At 67.0% G+C, this 19,524-nt stretch carries 21 protein-coding genes; 3 read left to right on the plus strand and 18 right to left on the minus strand.

Translation table 11 applies throughout. The features are described 5' to 3' along the window. Positions 1-5 precede the first annotated feature (5 nt). Entirely contained in the window at positions 6-1,517 is a 1,512-nt protein-coding gene (gene hflX / locus ASC55_RS03565; protein WP_055868706.1) for a GTPase HflX, read from the minus strand. Between the two features lie 68 nt (positions 1,518-1,585). Between hflX and ASC55_RS03570 the strand changes: the two genes are divergently transcribed. Then, positions 1,586-2,227 carry a class I SAM-dependent methyltransferase gene (locus ASC55_RS03570; protein ID WP_055868707.1) on the plus strand — a complete coding sequence of 214 codons (642 nt, stop codon included), beginning with the start codon at positions 1,586-1,588 and terminating at the stop codon, positions 2,225-2,227. A 42-nt stretch (positions 2,228-2,269) separates the two neighbouring features. On the opposite strand, the gene dapF is transcribed toward ASC55_RS03570, so the two are convergent. From dapF to dapA, 14 genes are all read right to left on the minus strand, one after another. Next, positions 2,270-3,142, minus strand: coding sequence for a diaminopimelate epimerase (gene dapF / locus ASC55_RS03575; protein ID WP_055868710.1), 873 nt, complete (start codon positions 3,140-3,142; stop codon positions 2,270-2,272). A gap of 30 nt (positions 3,143-3,172) precedes the next feature. After that, a complete protein-coding gene (locus tag ASC55_RS03580; protein ID WP_055872719.1) occupies positions 3,173-3,703 on the minus strand; it encodes a dihydrofolate reductase family protein in 531 nt (176 codons plus the stop codon). 37 nt (positions 3,704-3,740) lie between these two features. Further along, positions 3,741-4,652, minus strand: coding sequence for a tRNA (adenosine(37)-N6)-dimethylallyltransferase MiaA (miaA, locus tag ASC55_RS03585; protein WP_055872726.1), 912 nt, complete (start codon positions 4,650-4,652; stop codon positions 3,741-3,743). Next, entirely contained in the window at positions 4,649-6,196 is a 1,548-nt protein-coding gene (gene miaB / locus ASC55_RS03590; RefSeq protein ID WP_055873168.1) for a tRNA (N6-isopentenyl adenosine(37)-C2)-methylthiotransferase MiaB, read from the minus strand. Before miaB ends, miaA begins: the two co-directional genes overlap by 4 nt. 48 nt (positions 6,197-6,244) lie before the next feature. Beyond that, positions 6,245-6,718, minus strand: coding sequence for a regulatory protein RecX (locus ASC55_RS17690; RefSeq protein WP_235563079.1), 474 nt, complete (start codon positions 6,716-6,718; stop codon positions 6,245-6,247). A gap of 395 nt (positions 6,719-7,113) precedes the next feature. Continuing rightward, positions 7,114-8,160: a recombinase RecA gene (recA, locus tag ASC55_RS03600; protein ID WP_055868716.1), complete on the minus strand. Its 1,047-nt coding sequence runs from the start codon at positions 8,158-8,160 to the stop codon at positions 7,114-7,116. A gap of 269 nt (positions 8,161-8,429) precedes the next feature. Then, complete coding sequence (locus ASC55_RS03605; protein ID WP_055868718.1) at positions 8,430-8,654, minus strand: DUF3046 domain-containing protein; 225 nt, start codon at positions 8,652-8,654, stop codon at positions 8,430-8,432. Between the two features lie 18 nt (positions 8,655-8,672). Further along, positions 8,673-8,981, minus strand: a complete 309-nt coding sequence (locus tag ASC55_RS03610; protein WP_017830901.1) for a helix-turn-helix domain-containing protein — start codon at positions 8,979-8,981, stop codon at positions 8,673-8,675. 141 nt (positions 8,982-9,122) lie between these two features. Further along, on the minus strand, positions 9,123-9,608 hold the full coding sequence (locus ASC55_RS03615; protein WP_055872730.1) for a CinA family protein: 486 nt from the start codon (positions 9,606-9,608) through the stop codon (positions 9,123-9,125). Then, on the minus strand, positions 9,605-10,180 hold the full coding sequence (gene pgsA, locus ASC55_RS03620) for a CDP-diacylglycerol--glycerol-3-phosphate 3-phosphatidyltransferase (protein ID WP_017830903.1): 576 nt from the start codon (positions 10,178-10,180) through the stop codon (positions 9,605-9,607). The genes ASC55_RS03615 and pgsA overlap by 4 nt, the downstream gene beginning before the upstream one ends. After that, on the minus strand, positions 10,180-12,915 hold the full coding sequence (locus ASC55_RS03625) for a DNA translocase FtsK (RefSeq protein ID WP_055872732.1): 2,736 nt from the start codon (positions 12,913-12,915) through the stop codon (positions 10,180-10,182). Before ASC55_RS03625 ends, pgsA begins: the two co-directional genes overlap by 1 nt. Positions 12,916-12,988: 73 nt before the next feature. Further along, entirely contained in the window at positions 12,989-13,483 is a 495-nt protein-coding gene (locus tag ASC55_RS03630; protein ID WP_055872734.1) for a GNAT family N-acetyltransferase, read from the minus strand. A gap of 72 nt (positions 13,484-13,555) precedes the next feature. Continuing rightward, a complete protein-coding gene (locus tag ASC55_RS03635) occupies positions 13,556-15,232 on the minus strand; it encodes a ribonuclease J (RefSeq protein WP_055868726.1) in 1,677 nt (558 codons plus the stop codon). A gap of 53 nt (positions 15,233-15,285) precedes the next feature. Next, positions 15,286-16,263 carry a 4-hydroxy-tetrahydrodipicolinate synthase gene (dapA, locus tag ASC55_RS03640; protein WP_017830907.1) on the minus strand — a complete coding sequence of 326 codons (978 nt, stop codon included), beginning with the start codon at positions 16,261-16,263 and terminating at the stop codon, positions 15,286-15,288. Between the two features lie 83 nt (positions 16,264-16,346). On the opposite strand from dapA, the gene ASC55_RS03645 reads away from it, so the two are divergent. Continuing rightward, a complete protein-coding gene (locus ASC55_RS03645) occupies positions 16,347-16,922 on the plus strand; it encodes an NUDIX domain-containing protein (protein ID WP_055872736.1) in 576 nt (191 codons plus the stop codon). A 25-nt stretch (positions 16,923-16,947) separates the two neighbouring features. Here ASC55_RS03645 and ASC55_RS03650 read toward each other — a convergent pair whose 3' ends face one another. Genes ASC55_RS03650 through ASC55_RS03660 form a run of 3 tightly spaced genes read right to left on the minus strand, consistent with a single transcriptional unit; the run spans position 16,948 to position 18,991 of the window. Then, on the minus strand, positions 16,948-17,709 hold the full coding sequence (locus tag ASC55_RS03650) for an SDR family NAD(P)-dependent oxidoreductase (protein ID WP_055872738.1): 762 nt from the start codon (positions 17,707-17,709) through the stop codon (positions 16,948-16,950). Next, positions 17,709-18,185 (minus strand): dihydrofolate reductase, encoded by a 477-nt coding sequence (locus ASC55_RS03655; RefSeq protein WP_017830910.1) that lies wholly within the window; start codon positions 18,183-18,185, stop codon positions 17,709-17,711. The genes ASC55_RS03650 and ASC55_RS03655 overlap by 1 nt, the downstream gene beginning before the upstream one ends. Further along, on the minus strand, positions 18,182-18,991 hold the full coding sequence (locus ASC55_RS03660; RefSeq protein WP_055873172.1) for a thymidylate synthase: 810 nt from the start codon (positions 18,989-18,991) through the stop codon (positions 18,182-18,184). The genes ASC55_RS03655 and ASC55_RS03660 overlap by 4 nt, the downstream gene beginning before the upstream one ends. Positions 18,992-19,110: 119 nt before the next feature. Between ASC55_RS03660 and ASC55_RS03665 the strand changes: the two genes are divergently transcribed. Next, complete coding sequence (locus ASC55_RS03665; protein ID WP_055868733.1) at positions 19,111-19,521, plus strand: thioredoxin family protein; 411 nt, start codon at positions 19,111-19,113, stop codon at positions 19,519-19,521. Positions 19,522-19,524 lie beyond the last annotated feature (3 nt).

Here is a 19,524-nt window from a genome sequence, read left to right on the forward strand (position 1 = left end):
TCCGCTCAGCTCTGTGCGGCGAACGGAGCGAGTTCGGCGGCGAGACGCTCCGACACGCGGGCGTGCACAGCAGTGCCGTCCTCCGTGTGCTCCACGGAGAGGAGCATGCCGGACTCGTGGATCGCCGCGACCAGGTCACCGCGATCGTAGGGGATCACGGCGTGCACCTCGACGGCAGGCTTCGGGAGCGCTTCCTCCACCGCAGCGCGAAGCTCCGCGATTCCCTCGCCCGATCGTGATGACACGAAGTGGGCGTGGGGCTGGAGACCGCGAAGCACGAGCCTCTCGTCCTCGTCGATCAGATCCGCCTTGTTGAAGACGACGATCTCCGGGAGGTCGCGGACGCCGACATCGCCGAGCACATCTCGCACGGTCTGCAGTTGACCTGCCGGATCCGGGTGCGACCCGTCGACGACGTGGAGGACGACGTCGGCCTCGCCGACCTCTTCCAGCGTCGAACGGAATGCCTCCACGAGCTGATGCGGGAGGTTGCGCACGAATCCGACGGTGTCGGTCAACGTGTAGACGCGGCCGTCCTCCGTCTCGGTGCGACGCACGGTCGCATCCAGCGTCGCGAACAGCGCGTTCTCCACGAGCACTCCCGCGCTGGTGAGCGCGTTGAGGAGGCTGGACTTGCCCGCGTTCGTGTATCCGGCGATCGCCACGGAGGGGATCGTGTTCCGCTTGCGCTCCGCGCGCTTGGCGTCACGGGCAGGACCGAAGTCGCGGATCTGCCGTCGGAGCAGAGCCATCTTGGTGCGGATCCGTCGGCGATCCAGTTCGATCTTGGTCTCACCGGGGCCACGGGAGCCCATTCCGGCGCCGCCGGCGCCCACCTGGCCACCGGCCTGGCGGCTCATCGAATCGCCCCAGCCGCGCAGACGCGGCAGCAGGTATTCGAGCTGGGCCAGCTCGACCTGGGCCTTGCCCTCGCGGCTCTTCGCGTGCTGGCTGAAGATGTCGAGGATCACCGTGGTCCGGTCGATGACCTTGACCTTGACGACGTCCTCGAGTGCGCGACGCTGGCTCGGTGCGAGCTCGGTGTCGGCGATGACGGTGTCGGCTCCGACGGCGGCGACGATGTCCTTGAGTTCCTGGGCCTTGCCTCGGCCGAGGTAAGTCGCGGCATCGGGGTGCGGACGACGCTGCAGCACACCGTCGAGCACGACCGCACCAGCGGTCTCCGCCAGCGCGGCGAGTTCCCGGAGTGAGTTCTCCGCGTCTTCCTGAGCTCCCTGGGGATATACGCCCACGAGGACGACGTTCTCCAGGCGCAACTGTCGGTACTCGACCTCGGTGACGTCTTCGAGCTCCGTCGAGAGCCCCCCGACGCGTCGAAGCGCATGACGGTCCTCGAGATCCCACTGCGCGCCGTCCGAGCTCGTGTGCGATGCCGTCGATTCATCCTGCAGCGCCTGCGCAGCGCCGAAGACGTGGACGTCCGAGCGCTTCTCCGCGTTCGCGAGCACACGATCGACCGTGTGGTCGCCGGTGGAGGGTGTGGTGGTCTCCGTCATCCGTTCCTTATCTCTGGGATTTGTTGCGAGCCTTAACCTTAGCCCGCGCTGTCCGGTACGCTCACCGTATGGGGTCAGATCACTACTTCACTGCGGCCCCGGCAAGCCCCGAGAATCTGCGTAAGATCCGCGTATCGCTCGCAGGTCGAGAGCTGGAAGTCACCACCGCCGGTGGAGTCTTCAGCCCGGATCGTCTGGATGCCGGCACTGCAGTGCTCCTCGCCAACATGCCCCCGGTTCCCCCGGGCGGCGACCTTCTCGACCTCGGCAGCGGCTGGGGTCCGGTGACGCTCTCGATGGCCCTGGCCGCTCCCCACGCGACGGTGTGGGCCGTCGATGTGAACGAGCGCGCCCTCGATCTGGTGCGTCGAAACGCGGCAGCTCTCGGGCTCACCAATGTCAACGCATCTCTGCCCGACGATGTTCCCGAGCACGTCACCTTCCGCACGATCCGCTCGAACCCGCCGATCCGCGTGGGGAAGAACGAGCTGCACGGGCTTCTCGAACGTTGGATCCCGCGCCTCGATGAGCGCAGCGACGCGTGGCTCGTCGTGCAGCGCAACCTCGGTGCCGATTCGCTTCAGCGATGGATCGGATCGACCTTCCACCCCGGCTACAGCGTCTTCCGCACCGCCACGGGCAAGGGTTACCGCATCCTCAAGGTACGCAAGCACGGAAACCCGCCGACGGAGCCGATCATCCTCAGCTGAGCCCGCGGTTCTCCGATTCTCGGTGGCACCCGAGTCGGGCGCTCAGGCGAGGTCGACCTCGCCCTGGAACACGAGCTGCGCGGGCCCCGAGAGGGCGACATGCTCGCCGTCCTCCGCAGGGAACATGCGCACGCCGAGCGTGCCTCCCGGCACCTCGACCTGCCAGTTGTTCGGAGCCTTCTCGCCCGCCCAGTACCGCACCGCCAGGGCTGTCGCGGCGACCCCCGTGCCACAGCTGAGCGTCTCTCCCACGCCACGCTCGTAGACGCGCATGCTCACATGGCCGATGCCGTCGCGGACGAGCGGTTCACCGGGAACGACGAACTCGATGTTGGCGCCCGCGGGAAGCAGCGGGTCGAGGTCAGGCGCGCGGTGCAGCTCCAGAGACGCGAGCTCGGCCTCCGAGGCGAGGGCCACAACGACGTGCGGGTTACCCACGTCGATACCGAGACCCGGCCGGGTGACGGACAGCCCGTCGACGCGTACGAGCGGGTCGTCACCGGAGAGCTTCCAGCGACCGAGATCCACCTGGTATCCGGTGGCGCTTCGGGTGACGTCGCGCACACCCGCCCTCGTGCCGATCGGCAAGGTCGAGCCGGGTTCGATCGTCGCGAGACCGGAGCGCACGAGGTAGTGAGCGAACACGCGGATGCCGTTTCCGCACATCTCGGCGATCGATCCGTCGGCATTGCGGTAATCCATGAACCACTCCGCCTGCGGCTCCTCGTCGAGGGTCGCACCGCCTTCGGGAATGGCCGAGGACCTCACGACGCGAAGGATTCCATCAGCGCCGATGCCGAAATGACGATCGCACAGCACCGCGACCTGCTCGACGGTCAGATCGAGCTCGCCGTCCGGGTCAGCGATGATGATGAAGTCGTTGCCCGTGCCGTGACCCTTGGTGAATGCGACCATGGCTCCAGTCTAGGGATCACGCACGACCACTCAGTGCCGCGCGAGTCGGTAACGCCCGCAGAGGAAGTTGCGGTTGCGAGCCACCTCGAGCAGCTCGAGGTCGAGCCTGCGCGGAAGCAGTGGAGCGCCCGAGCCGAGCGTCACCGGTGCGTACTGCACCCACACTTCGTCGAGCAGCCCCGCGTCGGCGAACTGGCCGGCCAGGTCTCCCCCGCCCACGACCCAGAGATCCTTCCCCGCTGCCGCCTGCACCATCTCTGCATGCACCATGCTGACATCGGCCTGGGTCAGTCTGACGTCAGCACCGGCCGGCAGCTCCAGCTCACGGTGCGTGAACACCCACGTGGGCTGCGTGTAGCCCCACCGTCCCTCCTCGTGGCGCATCACCCACTCGTAGGTCGACGACCCCATCGCCAGAGCTCCGATGCTGCGCTCGAACCCCGTGTACGCCATCGGTCCGTCTTGGTCGATGTCCTGCGTGAGCAACCAGTCCAAGGAGTGCTCCTCGGTGGCGATGAACCCGTCGAGACTGGAAGCGGTATAGAAGTGGGTCTTCGTCATGCGGCCAGCATCGCAGGAGGCACCGACATGGAGATGGTCAGGCGCGCAGGAGCGTGGCGGCCTCCGCCGGAGCATCCCACCATTCGAGGTCGGGATAGCGCTTGAACCAAGACACCTGCCGGCGGGCATACCGCCGTGTGAGCGCCTGGGTCTGTGCAATCGCCTCACGTTCGGTGAGGGACCCCTCGAGCTGGGCGAGCGCCTGCGCATAGCCGATCGCACGCGGCGCCGTCGTACCGCGTTCGAGCCCCCGTGCGCGTAGCTCCCCCACCTCGGTGAGGATCCCGCCGTCCCACATGCGCTCCACGCGGGCATCGAGGCGCTCGACGAGAGCTGCGCGGTCGACGCGGAGACCGATGAGACGCGTGTGCGGATGCCAGAGGACGGGACGTTCGGGGAGGGCCGCACCGTGTGTCGCGCTCCCCTGCTCGAGCACCTCGAGGGCACGCACGACACGACGAGGATTACGCGGATCGACACGCGCGGCCGCTTCGGGATCGAGTATGCGCAGACGTTCGAGCAGCTGCGCGGTTCCATGGGTCTCGAGTTCCCGCTCGAGGCGCTCACGCAGTTCCGCATCGCGAGGAGGGAACCGGAAGTCGAACACGACGCTCGACACGTAGAGGCCAGAACCGCCGACGAGGATCGCATCACCGCCTCTGCGGTGGATATCCTCCACCGCAGCACGTGCCCGGGGCTGGTACCACGCGACGGCCGCGTCCTCATCGACCTCGAGGACGTCGAAGAGGTGATGCGGAACGCCCCGCCGCTCGCCCATCGGCACTTTGGCGGTGCCGACATCCATTCCGCGATAGAGCTGCATGGCGTCGGCGTTCACGATCTCGGCCGGATTGCCCTGCTCCCGCAGCGCCTCCGCCAGGTCGATCGCGAGATCACTCTTGCCGGTGCCGGTCGCCCCGACGATCGCCCAGAGTCGTGGTCCGGTCACACGCCGACACGCAGCGTGGGCAGCCCGAGCGAGACGGCCTTCGGCCCTCCGTCGCCACTCGGAGCGGGAACGGCGCACGACTCGGACTGCGAGCGGTCCCAGGCGTCTCCACCGCGGGTGCGACGGATCTTCAGCGGCGCCCCCGTCGGATCGTCGGCCAGCAGATGGAACGGGGCGCCGTGCGTGACGGTCACGGTGACGACATCACCGGGGCGGGGCAGCTCAGAGCCATCAGTGACCTCGAAGTGCACGAGCCTGTTGTCTTCGGCACGCCCCGTGAGGCGGTGGGTCTCGGTGTCCTTCTTTCCCTCGCCCGTGGAGACCAGGACTTCGATCTCGCGACCGACCTGCTTCTGGTTCTCCTCCAGAGAGATGCGTTCCTGGAGCGCGATCAGGCGGTTGTAGCGCGCCTGCACGATCTCCTTCGGCACCTGGTCCTCCATCGTCGCTGCGGGCGTGCCCTCGCGGATCGAGTACTGGAAGGTGAAAGCGCTGGAGAAACGAGCCTGCTCGACGACCCGCATCGTGTCCTCGAAGTCCTCCTCGGTCTCGCCGGGGAAGCCGACGATGATGTCGGTGGTGATGGCGGCATTCGGGATGCGGGCGCGAACCCGGTCGAGGATCCCGAGGAAGCGCTCGCTGCGGTACGAGCGACGCATCGCCTTGAGGATGCGGTCGCTTCCCGACTGGAGCGGCATGTGCAGCTGCGGCATCACGTTCGGGGTCTCGGCCATGGCGTCGATCACGTCATCGGTGAACGCCGCAGGATGCGGGCTCGTGAATCGGATGCGCTCCAGCCCCTCGATCTCGCCGGCCGCCCGCAGCAGCTTGCCGAATGCCTGACGATCACCGAACTCCACCCCGTAGGAGTTCACGTTCTGGCCGAGGAGCGTGACCTCGATCGCGCCGTCTTCGACGAGGAGGCGGATCTCGTTCAGGATGTCGCCGGGACGTCGATCCTTCTCCTTGCCGCGAAGGCTCGGCACGATGCAGAAGGTGCACGTGTTGTTGCATCCGACCGAGATGGAGACCCAGCCACTGTGTGCAGAGTCGCGCTTGGTCGGCAGTGTGGAGGGGAAGACCTCGAGCGATTCGAGGATCTCGAGTTCGGCGTCGCCGTTGTGCCGTGCGCGCTCGAGAAGCCCCGGGAGCGAGCCCATGTTGTGCGTGCCGAACACGACGTCGACCCAGGGGGCCTTGTCGAGGACCGCCTGCTTGTCCATCTGCGCCAGACAACCGCCGACCGCGATCTGCATGCCGTCCTTGCGCCGCTTGACGGATGCGAGGTGTCCGAGCGTGCCGTACAGCTTGCCCGCGGCGTTGTCGCGGACCGCGCACGTGTTGATGATCACCACGTCGGCTTCGGCGCCGTCGAGCGCACGTACGTAGCCCGCGCTCTCCAGCGACCCCGAAAGACGCTCGGAGTCATGCACGTTCATCTGGCACCCGAAGGTGCGCACTTCATACGATCGCTGTCGTCCGTCGTCGTCGACGGCTGCCGAGGACGCGCCGATGATCGTCGGTTCACTGCGCGGGATAGTCATGATCACCCCATTGTACGAGCCGCTGCCTAGCAGGGGCGTGTCGCCGCCTCAGTCGGAATCGACGAAGCGGACACCGGAGGTCGGACCGCCGAAGGAGGCCTCCCGCAGCGCGGACTTCGCGGCCTTCATCGCCACAGCTCCGTTGTAGCCGCGACGGGAGAGCTGGCCCACCAATCGCCGAAGAGCCGTGTCATGGTCGAGCCGCCCCATCGATCGCGCCTTGCCACGTGCGAACTCGAGCGCGCGTTCGTCATCATCGTCAGGCAGCTCGTCGAGAGCAGCGTCGATCACGTCGCGCGGAATGCCCCGCTGGGCGAGCGCGCGGGACAGGGCGACTCTTCCCTGGCCCTTCCGTTCCACACCCGACGTCACGAGGACCCCCGCGAGAGCGGAATCATCGAGATAGCCACGACGACAGAAGTCGTCGATCACATCGTCGATCATGCCGCTGTCGAGCCCCACACCCCTCAGCACCTGCCGCGACTCGGAGATGGACAACGACCGAGCCCGCAGCTTGCGCACGAGCGACTCTTCTGCGGAGACTCGGATCTCGTCGAGCGACGCCGTCTCTCCGCTGTCGATGCCGTCTCTCGGCTCGTCGCCGAGCGCACGGAGACGAGGAGCGGAACCTGCCGAGCGAGACGCTGTGGCAGAGCTGCCCCTGACTCCTCGTGCGGGGTGCCGATCGCTGGGTGTGCCTGCGTCGCTCTCGTCGATACGGGAAACCTCCGCGGGCGGCGCGTCCCAGGTCGTACGCCATACGGCCGCATCGCCGGTACGTGACGAAGGTTCTTCCGCCTCCTGGCCACGCTCCGGGTTCTGAGCCGGTCGCGTCGAGGCAGGCTTCTTCGATGCACCGCCGAAGAGAGGGATGATGGGGGCGACCCGATCCGGATCGCCCCCACGAGTGTCGTTCATCAGGCCGGACGACGCTCGGCGAGCTCGTCTGCAGCCGCCGGCACAGCCGCGCCGCCGATGCCGAGCTTCTGCTTGATCTGCGTCTCGATGGCCAGCGCGATGTCGGGGTTGTTGAGCAGGAACGTTCGCGCGTTCTCCTTGCCCTGGCCCAGCTGATCTCCGTCGTAGGTGTACCACGAGCCCGACTTCTTCACGATGGCGTGCTCGACACCGAAGTCGATCAGGCTGCCTTCGCGGGAGATGCCGACGCCGTAGAGGATGTCGAACTCGGCCTGCTTGAAGGGCGGTGCCATCTTGTTCTTCACCACCTTCACCCTGGTGCGGTTTCCGACGGCGTCGGTGCCATCCTTCAGCGTCTCGATACGACGGATGTCCATGCGGACCGAGGCGTAGAACTTCAGCGCCTTACCACCGGCGGTGGTCTCGGGCGAGCCGAAGAACACACCGATCTTCTCGCGAAGCTGGTTGATGAAGATCATCGTGGTGTTGGTCTGGTTCAGACCACCCGTGAGCTTACGCAGCGCCTGTGACATGAGTCGCGCCTGCAGACCCACGTGCGAGTCGCCCATCTCACCCTCGATCTCGGCGCGAGGGACGAGCGCGGCCACGGAGTCGATGACGATGAGGTCGATGGCCCCCGAGCGCACGAGCATGTCGGCGATCTCGAGCGCCTGCTCACCGGTGTCGGGCTGGGAGACCAGAAGCGCGTCGATGTCGACACCGAGCTTCGCGGCGTAATCCGGGTCGAGCGCGTGCTCGGCGTCGATGAAGGCGGCGATGCCGCCGGCGCGCTGAGCGTTCGCGATCGCGTGCAGGGTGAGAGTCGTCTTACCCGAGGACTCCGGTCCGTAGATCTCGACGATTCGACCACGCGGGAGACCTCCGACGCCGAGGGCGACGTCGAGGGCGATGGAGCCGGTGGGGATGACGGCCACGGGGGCACGCTCATCGCTGCCCAGCCGCATGACCGAGCCCTTTCCGAACTGGCGGTCGATCTGGGCGAGGGCGGTCTCGAGGGACTTCTCGCGGTCGGCGGGTGATGGCATGATGTGCTCCTTCTGCGCGCGTGATGCCGCCTGTAGGCTGTCGCGGCTCTCCCGGTTGGGAGAAACTCTCCGACAAGGCGTAATGGCTCTTCGGCTCGTTTTCCACCGTAGGAGAGGCCACCGACATCGACGCCGCGAGCTCACATACCGTGGAGAACAGACTCCCTGAACCACTTGTGCAGAAGACTACGCCCGCTTCGAACAGATCTTCGACGACACGCCGTGGATCTCATCGCGTGTCCCGTAGGCATCGGACATCGAGGGACGGATCAGCGTCCGCGCGGCTCTTGCCTGCCGACGCCATGCCGCCTGTTCTCCGGCACATCCATCTCGGCGCACAGCGCCAACCAGATCTCGCGCGGTGGAGTGCCGTCGGCCAGCGCTTCCACAGCCGTACGGCCGCCGACGGCGCTGAGACCGAGGTCGTTCACCAGAGAGGAGGCACGCGCCTGGAACTCTGTCTCGACGGCGCGGAGAAACTCGCTACGACGCATCGCTGGTCTGACCGTGGGTCAGTGCAGCGAGAGCTGGGGTTCGATCGAGGCCACGAGGTCGTCCGGAACGACATCCGGAAACACCTGGATGCCCTCGAGCACGGAGATGCGATCTCCGACCTCGCGCATGATCGTCGAGATGGGAACGTCGAGCGCATCGGCGACGGATGCGAGGATCTCGCTCGACGCCTCCTTCTGCCCGCGCTCGACCTCACTGAGGTAGCCGAGGGCAACCGATGCCTTGCTTGCGACCTGCCGGAGCGTGCGCCCCTTCTGCAGGCGGAAGTCCCTCAGCACATCGCCGATTTCCTGTCGAACAAGAATCATCGGAACCTCCTCCCCATGTGATCGTTCGAGGTCTCCCCCGATGAGACAGCCAGTCTAGTACCCCTGGCCTGCACAGAATCTACCCCTGCACTCTGTGGTTTTAGTGTGAGCACAAGAGAGATAACCAGGCCGAGGGCGTCACTATTCCGCCACCACCGCGAGCACCTCTCGGAGTGCTGCCGCCACGGCCTGCGCCCGGATCGCGTCGCGGTCCCCGCTGAAGTGGAAGGCCGTGTTCCGCGACGCCACAGGGGTCACGACTCCGATGTGCACAGTGCCGACCGGCTGGCCGTCCGGGGAGTCCGGGCCGGCGATCCCCGTCGTCGACACGCCTACATCGGCTGGCACACCCCCGACACCGACCACGTCTCTGACGCCGTCGGCCATCTGCAGAGCGACCTGCGGGTGCACCGGTCCGTGTGCGGCCAGAAGAGCCGCGTCCACTCCCAGCACGGTCGCCTTCACCGGCGTCGCGTAGGCCACGACGCCCCCGAGAAGCACCGCGGATGCGCCGGGGATGGCGACGACATCCGCGCACAGAGCGCCACCTGTCAGCGATTCGGCGATCCCGAGCGTCCACCCGCGCCGGCCCAGCGCTGCGAGGACCGCGGCGCTCTCTTCGCTCATGGCTTCCGGCGCGAACCCCGCACCTGCGCCACGATGTAGTCGATGCCGCTCACCACCGTGAGCACCAGGACGATGAGCATGAGGATGAAGGTGATCAGCGTCCAGGCGTCGAGACCGATGAGGTAGTGCAACGGAAGCAGGGCCCAGCCGAGCGCCACCCCCTGGAATGCCGTCTTGATCTTGCCCATCCAGGCCGCGGCGACGACATGCTCGCTGGCGACCATGAGTCGATGGATCGTGATCCCCCACTCGCGCACCAGGATGATCGCCACGATCCACCAGCTGACCTCGCCCAGGATGGCGAGCCCGATGAACCCAGCGCCCGTGAGCATCTTGTCGGCGATGGGATCCCAGAGTTTGCCGAAGTCGCTGACGATGTCGTACTTGCGTGCGAGGTAGCCGTCGACCCAGTCCGTCGAGATGCCGACGATGAAGATGATCGCGGCAGCCCAACGGAGGCCGGGGTCGGGAAGGCCGTACTGGCCGCCCAGCAGCAAGAGGATGAAGAAGACGACCGCCAGCGGGATGCGCGCGACGGTGATGGCGTTGGGAAGCTGCCGAGGAATGGCCATCAGTCGCGTCCCGTCAGGCCCCAGGCGTCTTCGTCGCCCTCGGCCTCCACCTCGGGAAGCCCCTCGTACTGGGCCGCGATCGGATCATGTGACTGAGGCAGGGGCGGGACGGGCGGAGCGGCAGGGGTTGCCGATGACGACGGCGAGGCCGGCACGTCGTCGCCGCGGAGCTTCGCCATGACCTGCGGGAGCTGCTCGGCCGTGGCCAGCACGTCTCGCGCCTTGGATCCCTCGGACGGACCGACGATCTCGCGCGACTCCAGCAGGTCCATGAGGCGACCGGCTTTCGCGAAGCCGACACGAAGCTTGCGCTGGAGCATCGAGGTCGAGCCGAACTGGGACGAGACGATGAGCTCGGCGGCCGCGAGCAGCAGCTCCAGGTCGTCGCCGATGTCCTCGTCGACTTCCTTCTTCTTGGTCGGCTCCATCGCCTCCTGCACATCGGGGCGGTAGTCCGGACGTGCCTGACGGGTGACGTGCTTGACGACCGCGTCGATCTCCTTCTCGTCGACCCAGGCGCCCTGCAGACGGAACGGCTTGGACGAGCCCATGGGCGAGAACAGCGCATCACCCTGACCGATGAGCTTGTCGGCGCCGGGGCTGTCGAGGATGACGCGGCTGTCGGTGACGCTGGTGACGGCGAAGGCCAGACGAGAGGGGACGTTCGCCTTGATGAGTCCGGTGACGACGTCGACACTCGGACGTTGCGTCGCGAGGACGAGGTGGATGCCGGAGGCTCGCGCCAGCTGCGTGATGCGCACGATCGAGTCCTCCACGTCGCGAGGGGCGACCATCATGAGGTCGGCGAGCTCGTCGACCACGACCAGGAGGTACGGGTAAGGCTTCAGAACGCGCTCACTGCCCACCGGCAGCTCGACCTCGCCCGCACGCACGGCACGGTTGAAGTCGTCGATGTGACGGAAGCCGAAGGATGCGAGGTCGTCGTACCTCATGTCCATCTCCTTCACGACCCACTGCAGCGCTTCCGCCGCCTTCTTGGGGTTCGTGATGATGGGCGTGATCAGGTGCGGGACACCGGCGTAGCTGGTGAGCTCCACACGCTTCGGGTCGATCAGCACCATGCGCACGTCGGCGGGGCGAGCGCGCATCAGCAGGCTCGTGATCATGGAGTTCACGAAGCTCGACTTACCAGACCCTGTGGAACCGGCGACCAGGAGGTGGGGCATCTTGGCGAGGTTCGCGATGACGATGTTGCCGCCGACGTCTTTGCCGACGCCGATCGTCATCGGGTGCGTGCTCTTCTGCGCGACGGGCGAGCGCAGCACGTCGCCGAGCGCCACCATCTCCTTGTCGGCGTTGGGGATCTCGATGCCGATCGCGCTCTTGCCGGGGATCGGCGAGAGGATGCGGACGTCGTTCGATGCCACCGCGTAGGCGAAGTTGTTGCTCAGCTGCAGGATCTTCTCGACCTTGACGCCGTGGCCGACCTCGACCTCGTACTGCGTGACCGTCGGTCCGCGGGAGAACCCGGTGACCTTCGCATCGACCTTGAACTGCGACAGCACACTGGTGATCTGCTCGATCACCTTGTCAGTGGCCTCGGAGCGCATCACCGGCGGTGGACCTTCGACCAGGAGGCCGGGAGAGGGGAGGATGTACGGCGTCACGGGAGCCTGCGGTCCACGGTCGCCGGGGCCCTCGGTGCCGAAGCCGTCGAGGCCGGGAAGCTCCGGCACCTCTCCGGTGTCGGAGGAGTCGTCGAGGAGCGCCGTGGTCTGCTGCTCCGCGAGGGAGTCGGCGACGGACCTCACATCGGACAGCACCTCGGTGGCCGCGTCATAAGGGTTCTCGACGACGACCGCCTGGTCGTAGGCGGGAGTCGGATCGGAGGTCGTGAGCAGCGCCGTGATGTCATCCGAGCCGAGGGTGCCCTCGTCGGGATCTTCTTCCCGACCGGTCTTGTTGCGCCGCCACCAGGGCAGCACGTCGGGGTCGTCGACCTTGTCGGCGTCGTCGATCGCCGCAGCGTCCTTGGCAGGCTTCTCCGGGCGTTCGGCGTCGAACATCCAGGCGTACAGGTCGCCGAGGCGGGCACCGATACGGTTCGGCGGTGTCTTGGTGAGGATCAGGATGCTGAGTGCCGCAAGCAGCGACAGCACGATGTACGCGGGAATGTCGGTGAGGTAGCTCAGCGGCTGTCCGAGCATCCATCCGAACAGCCCGCCGGACTCGCTCAATGCGAGCATGCCCTCCTTGGGCTGAGGGCCGTCTCCCGCGACATGGCAGAAGCCTGCGAGGGTCAGGACGAACAGACCGAACCCGATGCCGATACGGCCGTTGTCATGAACTGACGAAGGGTGACGGAACAACCATCCGGCCAGCAGGAGCAGAAGCACGGGCATCACGAACGCGACCCGTCCAATCAGCCCTCCGACGGAGTACGCGCTGATGTTCGCAGCGACCTCGTTGCCGATGAAGAACCACTCGTTGACCGCACCCAGCACGGCGAGAAGCACGAGGAGGAAGGGGAAACCGTCGCGACGATCGTCTTTCTCGAGTGTCTCGGGGCCGAACGCGCGGAAGAGTCCGCCGACGCCGTGCGCCAGCCCGACCCAGGCCCGGACGGCGACCGGCGGCTTGTCTGCCTCGTCGATGTACTTCTTGGGAGCGGGCTGCGCCTTGCGCGCGGGCGGGGCCTTCGGAGCCGTCTGCCGCTTCGGGCGCGACGGTGCGCTGGTCGACGCGCTCTCTGTCTTCGTGGTACTCCTGGCCATGCTCTCACGTTACGTCCAACAGCCGACATCTCCGCGTAATGACGCGGCTTTCCCCGGATCCGAGAGGGCGCGGCTACGCCGTGCCGCGCGCCATCGTGTCCCGGCTCTCGCCCTCCCTCACCACGGCGAAGCCCTCGGCGCGATACAGGTTGCGCGCGAAGTTGTCCCGTTCGACGCTCAAGCTGATGCGCGCATGTCCCTGAGAGCCGGCGAGGTGCACGATGCCGCGCAGCAGCGAGCGTCCGACGCCGCGCGCACGCCAGAGGGGATGCACTCCGATGATCAGCTCCGGGACGGCGACGCCGATGAAGCCGAACCCCGGGGCGTCCTGCGGGAGCACCCGATACCACGCGGCCCCGACCGGGACGTCGTCCGAAGCGGTGGCCACCAGTCCGTCGTCGGCCGTGCGCTTCCACCCCGCGAGGTAGCGCCTGTGGTCGGCAGAGGTCAGCACCTCGTGCCGCGGACGCACTCCCCCGGCACGCCAATTGGCGGCCTCGACGAGCATGTCGCCGAGGAACATCGCATCCGTCTGCGCCGCCCTGCGAAGGGAGAAGTCCCTGTACATGACGCGAGCATAGGCCCGCGGTGTTACATCGACGTGACGGCTACCCGTGAGCGGGGAGCAGACGCCCCAGCGTCACGCCTCGATGACGAGCGGAACGATCATCGGACGACGACGCAGCCGCTGGTTCACCCAGCGACCGATCGTGCGTCGAACGACCTGCGACAGCGCATGGGTGTCACGAACGCCGTTGCCCGATGCCTCCTTGAGCGCCGCGATGATCTTCGGCGTCACGTCGTCGAACACCGAATCGTCCTCGGCGACGCCGCGCGCGTGGATCTCCGGTCCGGAGATGATGCGGCCGGTGCCGGCATCCACAACCACGATCACCGAGATGAAGCCCTCCTCGCCGAGGATACGGCGATCCTTGAGGTCGGCATCGGTGATCTCGCCGACGGTGGAGCCGTCGACGTACACGAATCCGAGGTCGAGCTGACCGGTGACCTTCGCGACCCCGTCCTTGAGATCGATCACGGTGCCGTTGGAGGCGATGATCGTGTTCTCCTCGGGAACGCCGGTGTCCTGCGCCAGCTTGGCGTTGGCGATCAGGTGCCGGTACTCGCCGTGGACCGGAAGGACGTTCTTCGGCTTCAGGATGTTGTAGCAGTAGATCAGTTCGCCCGCCGCGGCATGCCCGGAGACATGCACCTTCGCGTTGGCCTTGTGGACGACGTTGGCACCGAGCTTGGTGAGCCCGTCGATCACGCGATAGACCGCGTTCTCGTTGCCCGGGATGAGGCTGGAGGCGAGGATGACCGTGTCGCCCTCGCTGATCTCGATCGCGTGGTCCATGTTCGCCATACGGCTGAGCACCGCCATCGGCTCGCCCTGGGAGCCGGTGGACATGTAGACGATCTGCTCGTCGGGGAGGTCGCGGGCCTTCTTGAAGTCGATGAGGACTCCGTCCGGCACCTTCAGGTAGCCGAGCTGCTCCGCGATCGTCATGTTGCGCACCATGCTGCGGCCGAGGAATGCGACGCGGCGACCGTTGGCGTGCGCGGCGTCGATCACCTGCTGCACTCGGTGTACGTGGCTGGAGAAGCTCGCGACGATGACACGACGAGGCGCCTTCGCGATCACCTGGTCGAGCACGGGACCGATGGAGCGCTCCGTCGGCGTGAAGCCGGGGACATCGGCGTTCGTCGAGTCGACGAGGAACAGATCCACACCCTCTTCACCGAGGCGGGCGAATGCGCGCAGGTCGGTGATGCGGCCATCCAGCGGCAGCTGATCCATCTTGAAGTCACCGGTGGCGAGCACCATGCCTGCGGGCGTGCGGATGGCGACGGCCAGCGCATCCGGGATCGAGTGGTTGACCGCGACGAACTCCAGGTCGAACGGACCGACCCGCTCCTGCTGACCTTCCTTCACCGTGAGGGTGAAGGCCTTGATGCGATGCTCCTTGAGCTTCGCCTCGACCAGCGCCAGGGTGAGCCCGGATCCGATCAGCGGGATGTCGCTCTTCAGACGCAGCAGATACGGCACCGCGCCGATGTGGTCCTCGTGTCCGTGCGTCAGCACCACGCCGACGATGTCATCCAGGCGATCGCGGATCGGCTCGAAGTCCGGCAGGATCAGGTCGACACCGGGCTGGTGCTCCTCAGGGAAGAGCACGCCGCAGTCGACGATCAGGATCTTGCCGTCGTACTCGAACATGGTCATGTTGCGACCGATCTCGCCGAGGCCGCCGATCGGGACGACCCGCAGCGTCCCGTCTTCGAGAGCGGTCGGTTCTACCAGGGGAATGGACATGCTGTCTCCTCAGTCGGACACTCCGCGCGTCCGTTCGTTCGTGGCGACGCGACTCAGCGCGTCGTGCCGTGCACCTTGGGCAGGGCACCGCCCGCGGCCGCGTTGCGGTCGGGGCGGAAGTTCGAGAAGTCGGCACCGGGGACGTTCTGGACCAGGTCGAGTTCATCTTCGATGAGCGCGGCCTCCCATTCCTCGGGGCCGACCAGGGGAAGTCGGACGCGCGGGCTCGAGATGCGGCCGAGTCCGTGCAGGATGTACTTGGCCGCGACCGTTCCCGGAACGTGCGTCATCACCGCACGCACGAGCGGCTCGAGGCGCTTGTGCTCCGCGGTGGCGGTGGCGAGATCGCCCGCGTTCACCGCGTCGATGATCGTGCGGTACGGCGCAGCGGCGACGTTCGCCGTCACACCGATGAGGCCGGTGGCCCCGATCGCGAGGTGCGGGAGCACGTTCGCGTCGTCGCCCGAGAAGTACATCAGGTCGGTCTGGTTGAGCACGCGGCTCACCTCGGAGAAGTCGCCCTTGGCGTCTTTCACGGCGAGGATGTTCGGGTGCTTCGCGAGACGCAGGATGGTCTCGTACTTGATCGGCACACCCGTGCGGCCGGGGATGTCGTAAAGGATCACCGGGAGGTCGGTCGCGTCGGCGACCAGACGGAAGTGCGTGAGGATGCCGGCCTGAGTCGGCTTGTTGTAGTACGGCGTGACGATCATGATGCCGTCGGCGCCGGCCTTCTCGCTGGCCTTGTAGAGCTCGATCGCGTGGGCGGTCTCGTTGGAGCCACCGCCGGTGATGATCTTGGCGCGACCGGCGGAGACGGATCTGCCGACCTCGACGAGCTTGAGCTTCTCGGGGTCCGTCAGGGTCGAGGTCTCGCCGGTCGTCCCCGTCACGACGATGCCGTCCGCTCCCGCGGTGATCACGTCATCGATGTGCTTCTCGACGGCGGGCCAATCGACTTCACCGTCGGCCGTCATCGGAGTGACGAGCGCGACGAGAACCTGTCCGAAAGGGTTGCCCGAATGCGTCATAGACCCAAGCGTATAGGTTCGACTGCCGCTCATGCGGACGCGGTGACGCGGATGCGGTCGCAGGTGCGCCGTACGCTCGAAGGATGGCATGGGTCACACGCGACAGCGAGACGAAGTACGAGAACGCCTGGATCCGTGTGCGTGAGGATCGGGTGACAGGACCGGCCGGTGACGACGGCATCTACGGCGTCGTCACCATGCAGCATCCGGCGGTCTTCATCGTCGCCGTGGATGACGACGACCGCATCTGTCTCGTCACGATCGACCGCTACACCGTGGGCACCACCATCGAGGTGCCTGCGGGAGGCAGCGACGGTGAGGCTCCGCTCGTCGCGGCCCGGCGGGAACTTCGCGAGGAGACCGGCTTCGAGGCCGGTGACTGGGTGCCGCTGGGCACCATGCACGCGCTGAACGGTATCGCCGAGGCCGCCGAACACGTCTTCCTCGCACGCGACCTCCGACCTGCCGCAGAAGACGAAGAGGCATCCGGCGAGGGCGACGCGCGCACTGCTGAGACTCAGGCCGAAGAGGGCATCCAGGCCGTCTCATGGGTTCCGTTCGAGACCGTGCTGGGCATGATCGCGGACGGCACGGTCACCGATGGGGAGTCGATCGCAGCGATCGCGAAGGCGGGGATCCGGCTCGGCCGTTTCCGCTGACCTCTGCGGATCGCACGCGCCAGGGTCAGACGCGGCCCCGACGCGCCACACCCGATGTCAGCGAGCTCGGCAGGACGCGCGTCAGCGCCACGAGCACCTTGTAGCGCAGCGACGGCACCGAGACGGACTTGCCGCGGGCCGCATCACGCAGACCGACGCGGACGACGTCGCGCGCATTCAGCCACATGATGGCGGGAACACCCTCCTCACCGACCGCGAGCCCCATGCGCTCGTGGAACGACGTATGAGTGAATCCCGGGCACAACGCCGTCACGGAGACGCCGTCACGGCCGTACTCGGCGTTCGCCCAGCGGCTGAACCCGATCAACCACGCCTTGCAGGCGGAGTACGTCGACCGCGAGATGAACCCCGCGACCGACGCCACGTTGATGATGCGCCCGCCGCGGCCGCGCATGGACTGCAGCGCCGCGTGCATGAGACGCATCGATGCTTCGACATGCACCCGCAGGTGACGCACCTCGTCGTCGATGTCGTTGTCGGCGAACTGCAGGGGAAGACCGAACCCGGCGTTGTTCACCAGGAGGTCGACCGGGTCAGCCGCGTCGCGCAGCCGCTCGGCGACCTTCTCCACACCGCTCTCATCCGCCAGGTCGGCGGCGATGATCTCGACCGCGACACCGTACTCGCTCCGCAGTTGCGCACCCAGCTCCGCGAGAGCCTCCTCCGACCTCGCCACCAAGACGAGATCGGCGCGACGCCGCGCGAGCTGACGAGCGAACTCTGCGCCCAGTCCGGCGCTGGCTCCGGTGATCAGTACAGTGGGCATCAGCGCTCGTATCCGAGGAAGCGGTAGCGGACGCCGGTGCGTGAGGTGCGCCACTCCCCCTCGTCGACGAGCCGCCAGCCCGTCTTGGCCGGTGCGTAGGCGTCGCCGGCGACGTCGAGATCGAGTTCGGTGACCTCCAGCCGATCCGCGTCACCGATCACCTGGCGGAAGATCTCCGCACCGCCGATGATCCATGCCCTGTCGAGCCCGCGCACGGCTTCCGCGACCGTGGCCGCTCGGCGCGCACCGTCCTCGGACCAGTCCTGCTGCCGAGTCACCACGATGTTGTCGCGGCCGGCGAGCGGTCGGAAGCGCTCCGGAAGCGAATCCCAGGTCTTGCGGCCCATCACCACGGGCGCGCCGAGGGTGACGTCCTTGAAATGCGCCAGGTCTTCCGGCACGTGCCAGGGCATCCCGCCCTCGGCGCCGATCACGCCGCCGTGGGCCTCGGCCCAGATCAGCCCGACCCAGGTCATACCGCCACCGCCGCCCTGATCGGCGCGTGGTGCTGGTAGTTCTCCACCACGAAGTCCTCGTAGCGGTAGTCGAGGATCGATTCCGGCTTCCGCGCGAAGCGCAGCGTCGGATACTCGTAGGGGTCTCGGCTGAGCTGCTCACGCACCTGCTCGACGTGATTGTCGTAGACGTGGCAGTCGCCGCCCGTCCACACGAAGTCTCCGGGCTCCAAGCCGACCTGCTGGGCGATCATCATCGTGAGCAACGCATACGAGGCGATGTTGAAGGGCACGCCGAGGAACATGTCGGCGCTGCGCTGGTAGAGCTGGCAGGAGAGCTTGCCGTCGGCGACGTAGAACTGGAACAGGGCGTGGCAGGGGGCGAGAGCCATGTCGGGGATGTCAGCGGGGTTCCAGGCCGAGACGATGAGCCGCCGGGAGTCGGGCGAGCGGCGGATCTGCTCGATGACCTCGGAGAGCTGGTCGATGCTCCCACCGTCCGGGGTGGGCCACGACCGCCACTGCACCCCGTAGACCGGCCCCAGGTCGCCGGACTCGTCTGCCCACTCATCCCAGATCGTGACGCCGTTGTCGCGGAGCCACCCCACATTGGAATCGCCACGCAGGAACCAGAGGAGCTCGTACGCGATGGACTTGAAGTGCACACGCTTGGTGGTGATGAGCGGGAATCCCTTCGACAAGTCGAAGCGGATCTGTCGACCGAAGACGCTCGTCGTGCCCGTTCCGGTGCGATCGGACTTGTGCGTGCCGCTCTCCAGCACGTCGCGGAGCAGGTCTTCGTAAGGAGTCGGGACGGCTGCGCTCATGAAAGCCACGATACCGCCACCCTCACCTCCCACGGGCGGATGAGCTCCCGAGCGTGGGACGTTCGTCATGGTCGGAAACATCGGCCCTGGCCCTTCACCGCACGACATATTCTCGACCTATGTCGCCCGCAGCCGCCCTGGGGATCGCCGCCGCACTCCTCGTGCTCGCGACGATCGTCGGCATCGTGCTGCGCCGTCGCGATGGACGACGACGCGACGGCGGCGCCCTCCTCTTCGACCCCGCAGATGCCGCCGCCGAACTCGGTTCCCGCGCGACACTGGTGCAGTTCAGCACGGAGATGTGCGCACGGTGCCCCCAGGTGAGACGGTTGCTCGGCGCCTACGCAGCCGAGCACGACGATCTCCGTCATCTGGAGGTGGATCTGACGCACCGCCCGGATCTCTCGGCTCGCTACCGAGTCCTGCAGACGCCGACGACCTTCGTGGTCGACGATTCCGGCGCCGTCCGCGCACGATTCCACGGTGTCCCCGACCGCCACGCGCTCACCGACGCCCTCGCCGCCGTGTGAGCG

Origin of the sequence: Microbacterium sp. Root322 (assembly GCF_001425645.1) — a bacterium.
In the GTDB taxonomy this organism is placed as follows: Bacteria; Actinomycetota; Actinomycetes; order Actinomycetales; family Microbacteriaceae; genus Microbacterium; species Microbacterium maritypicum.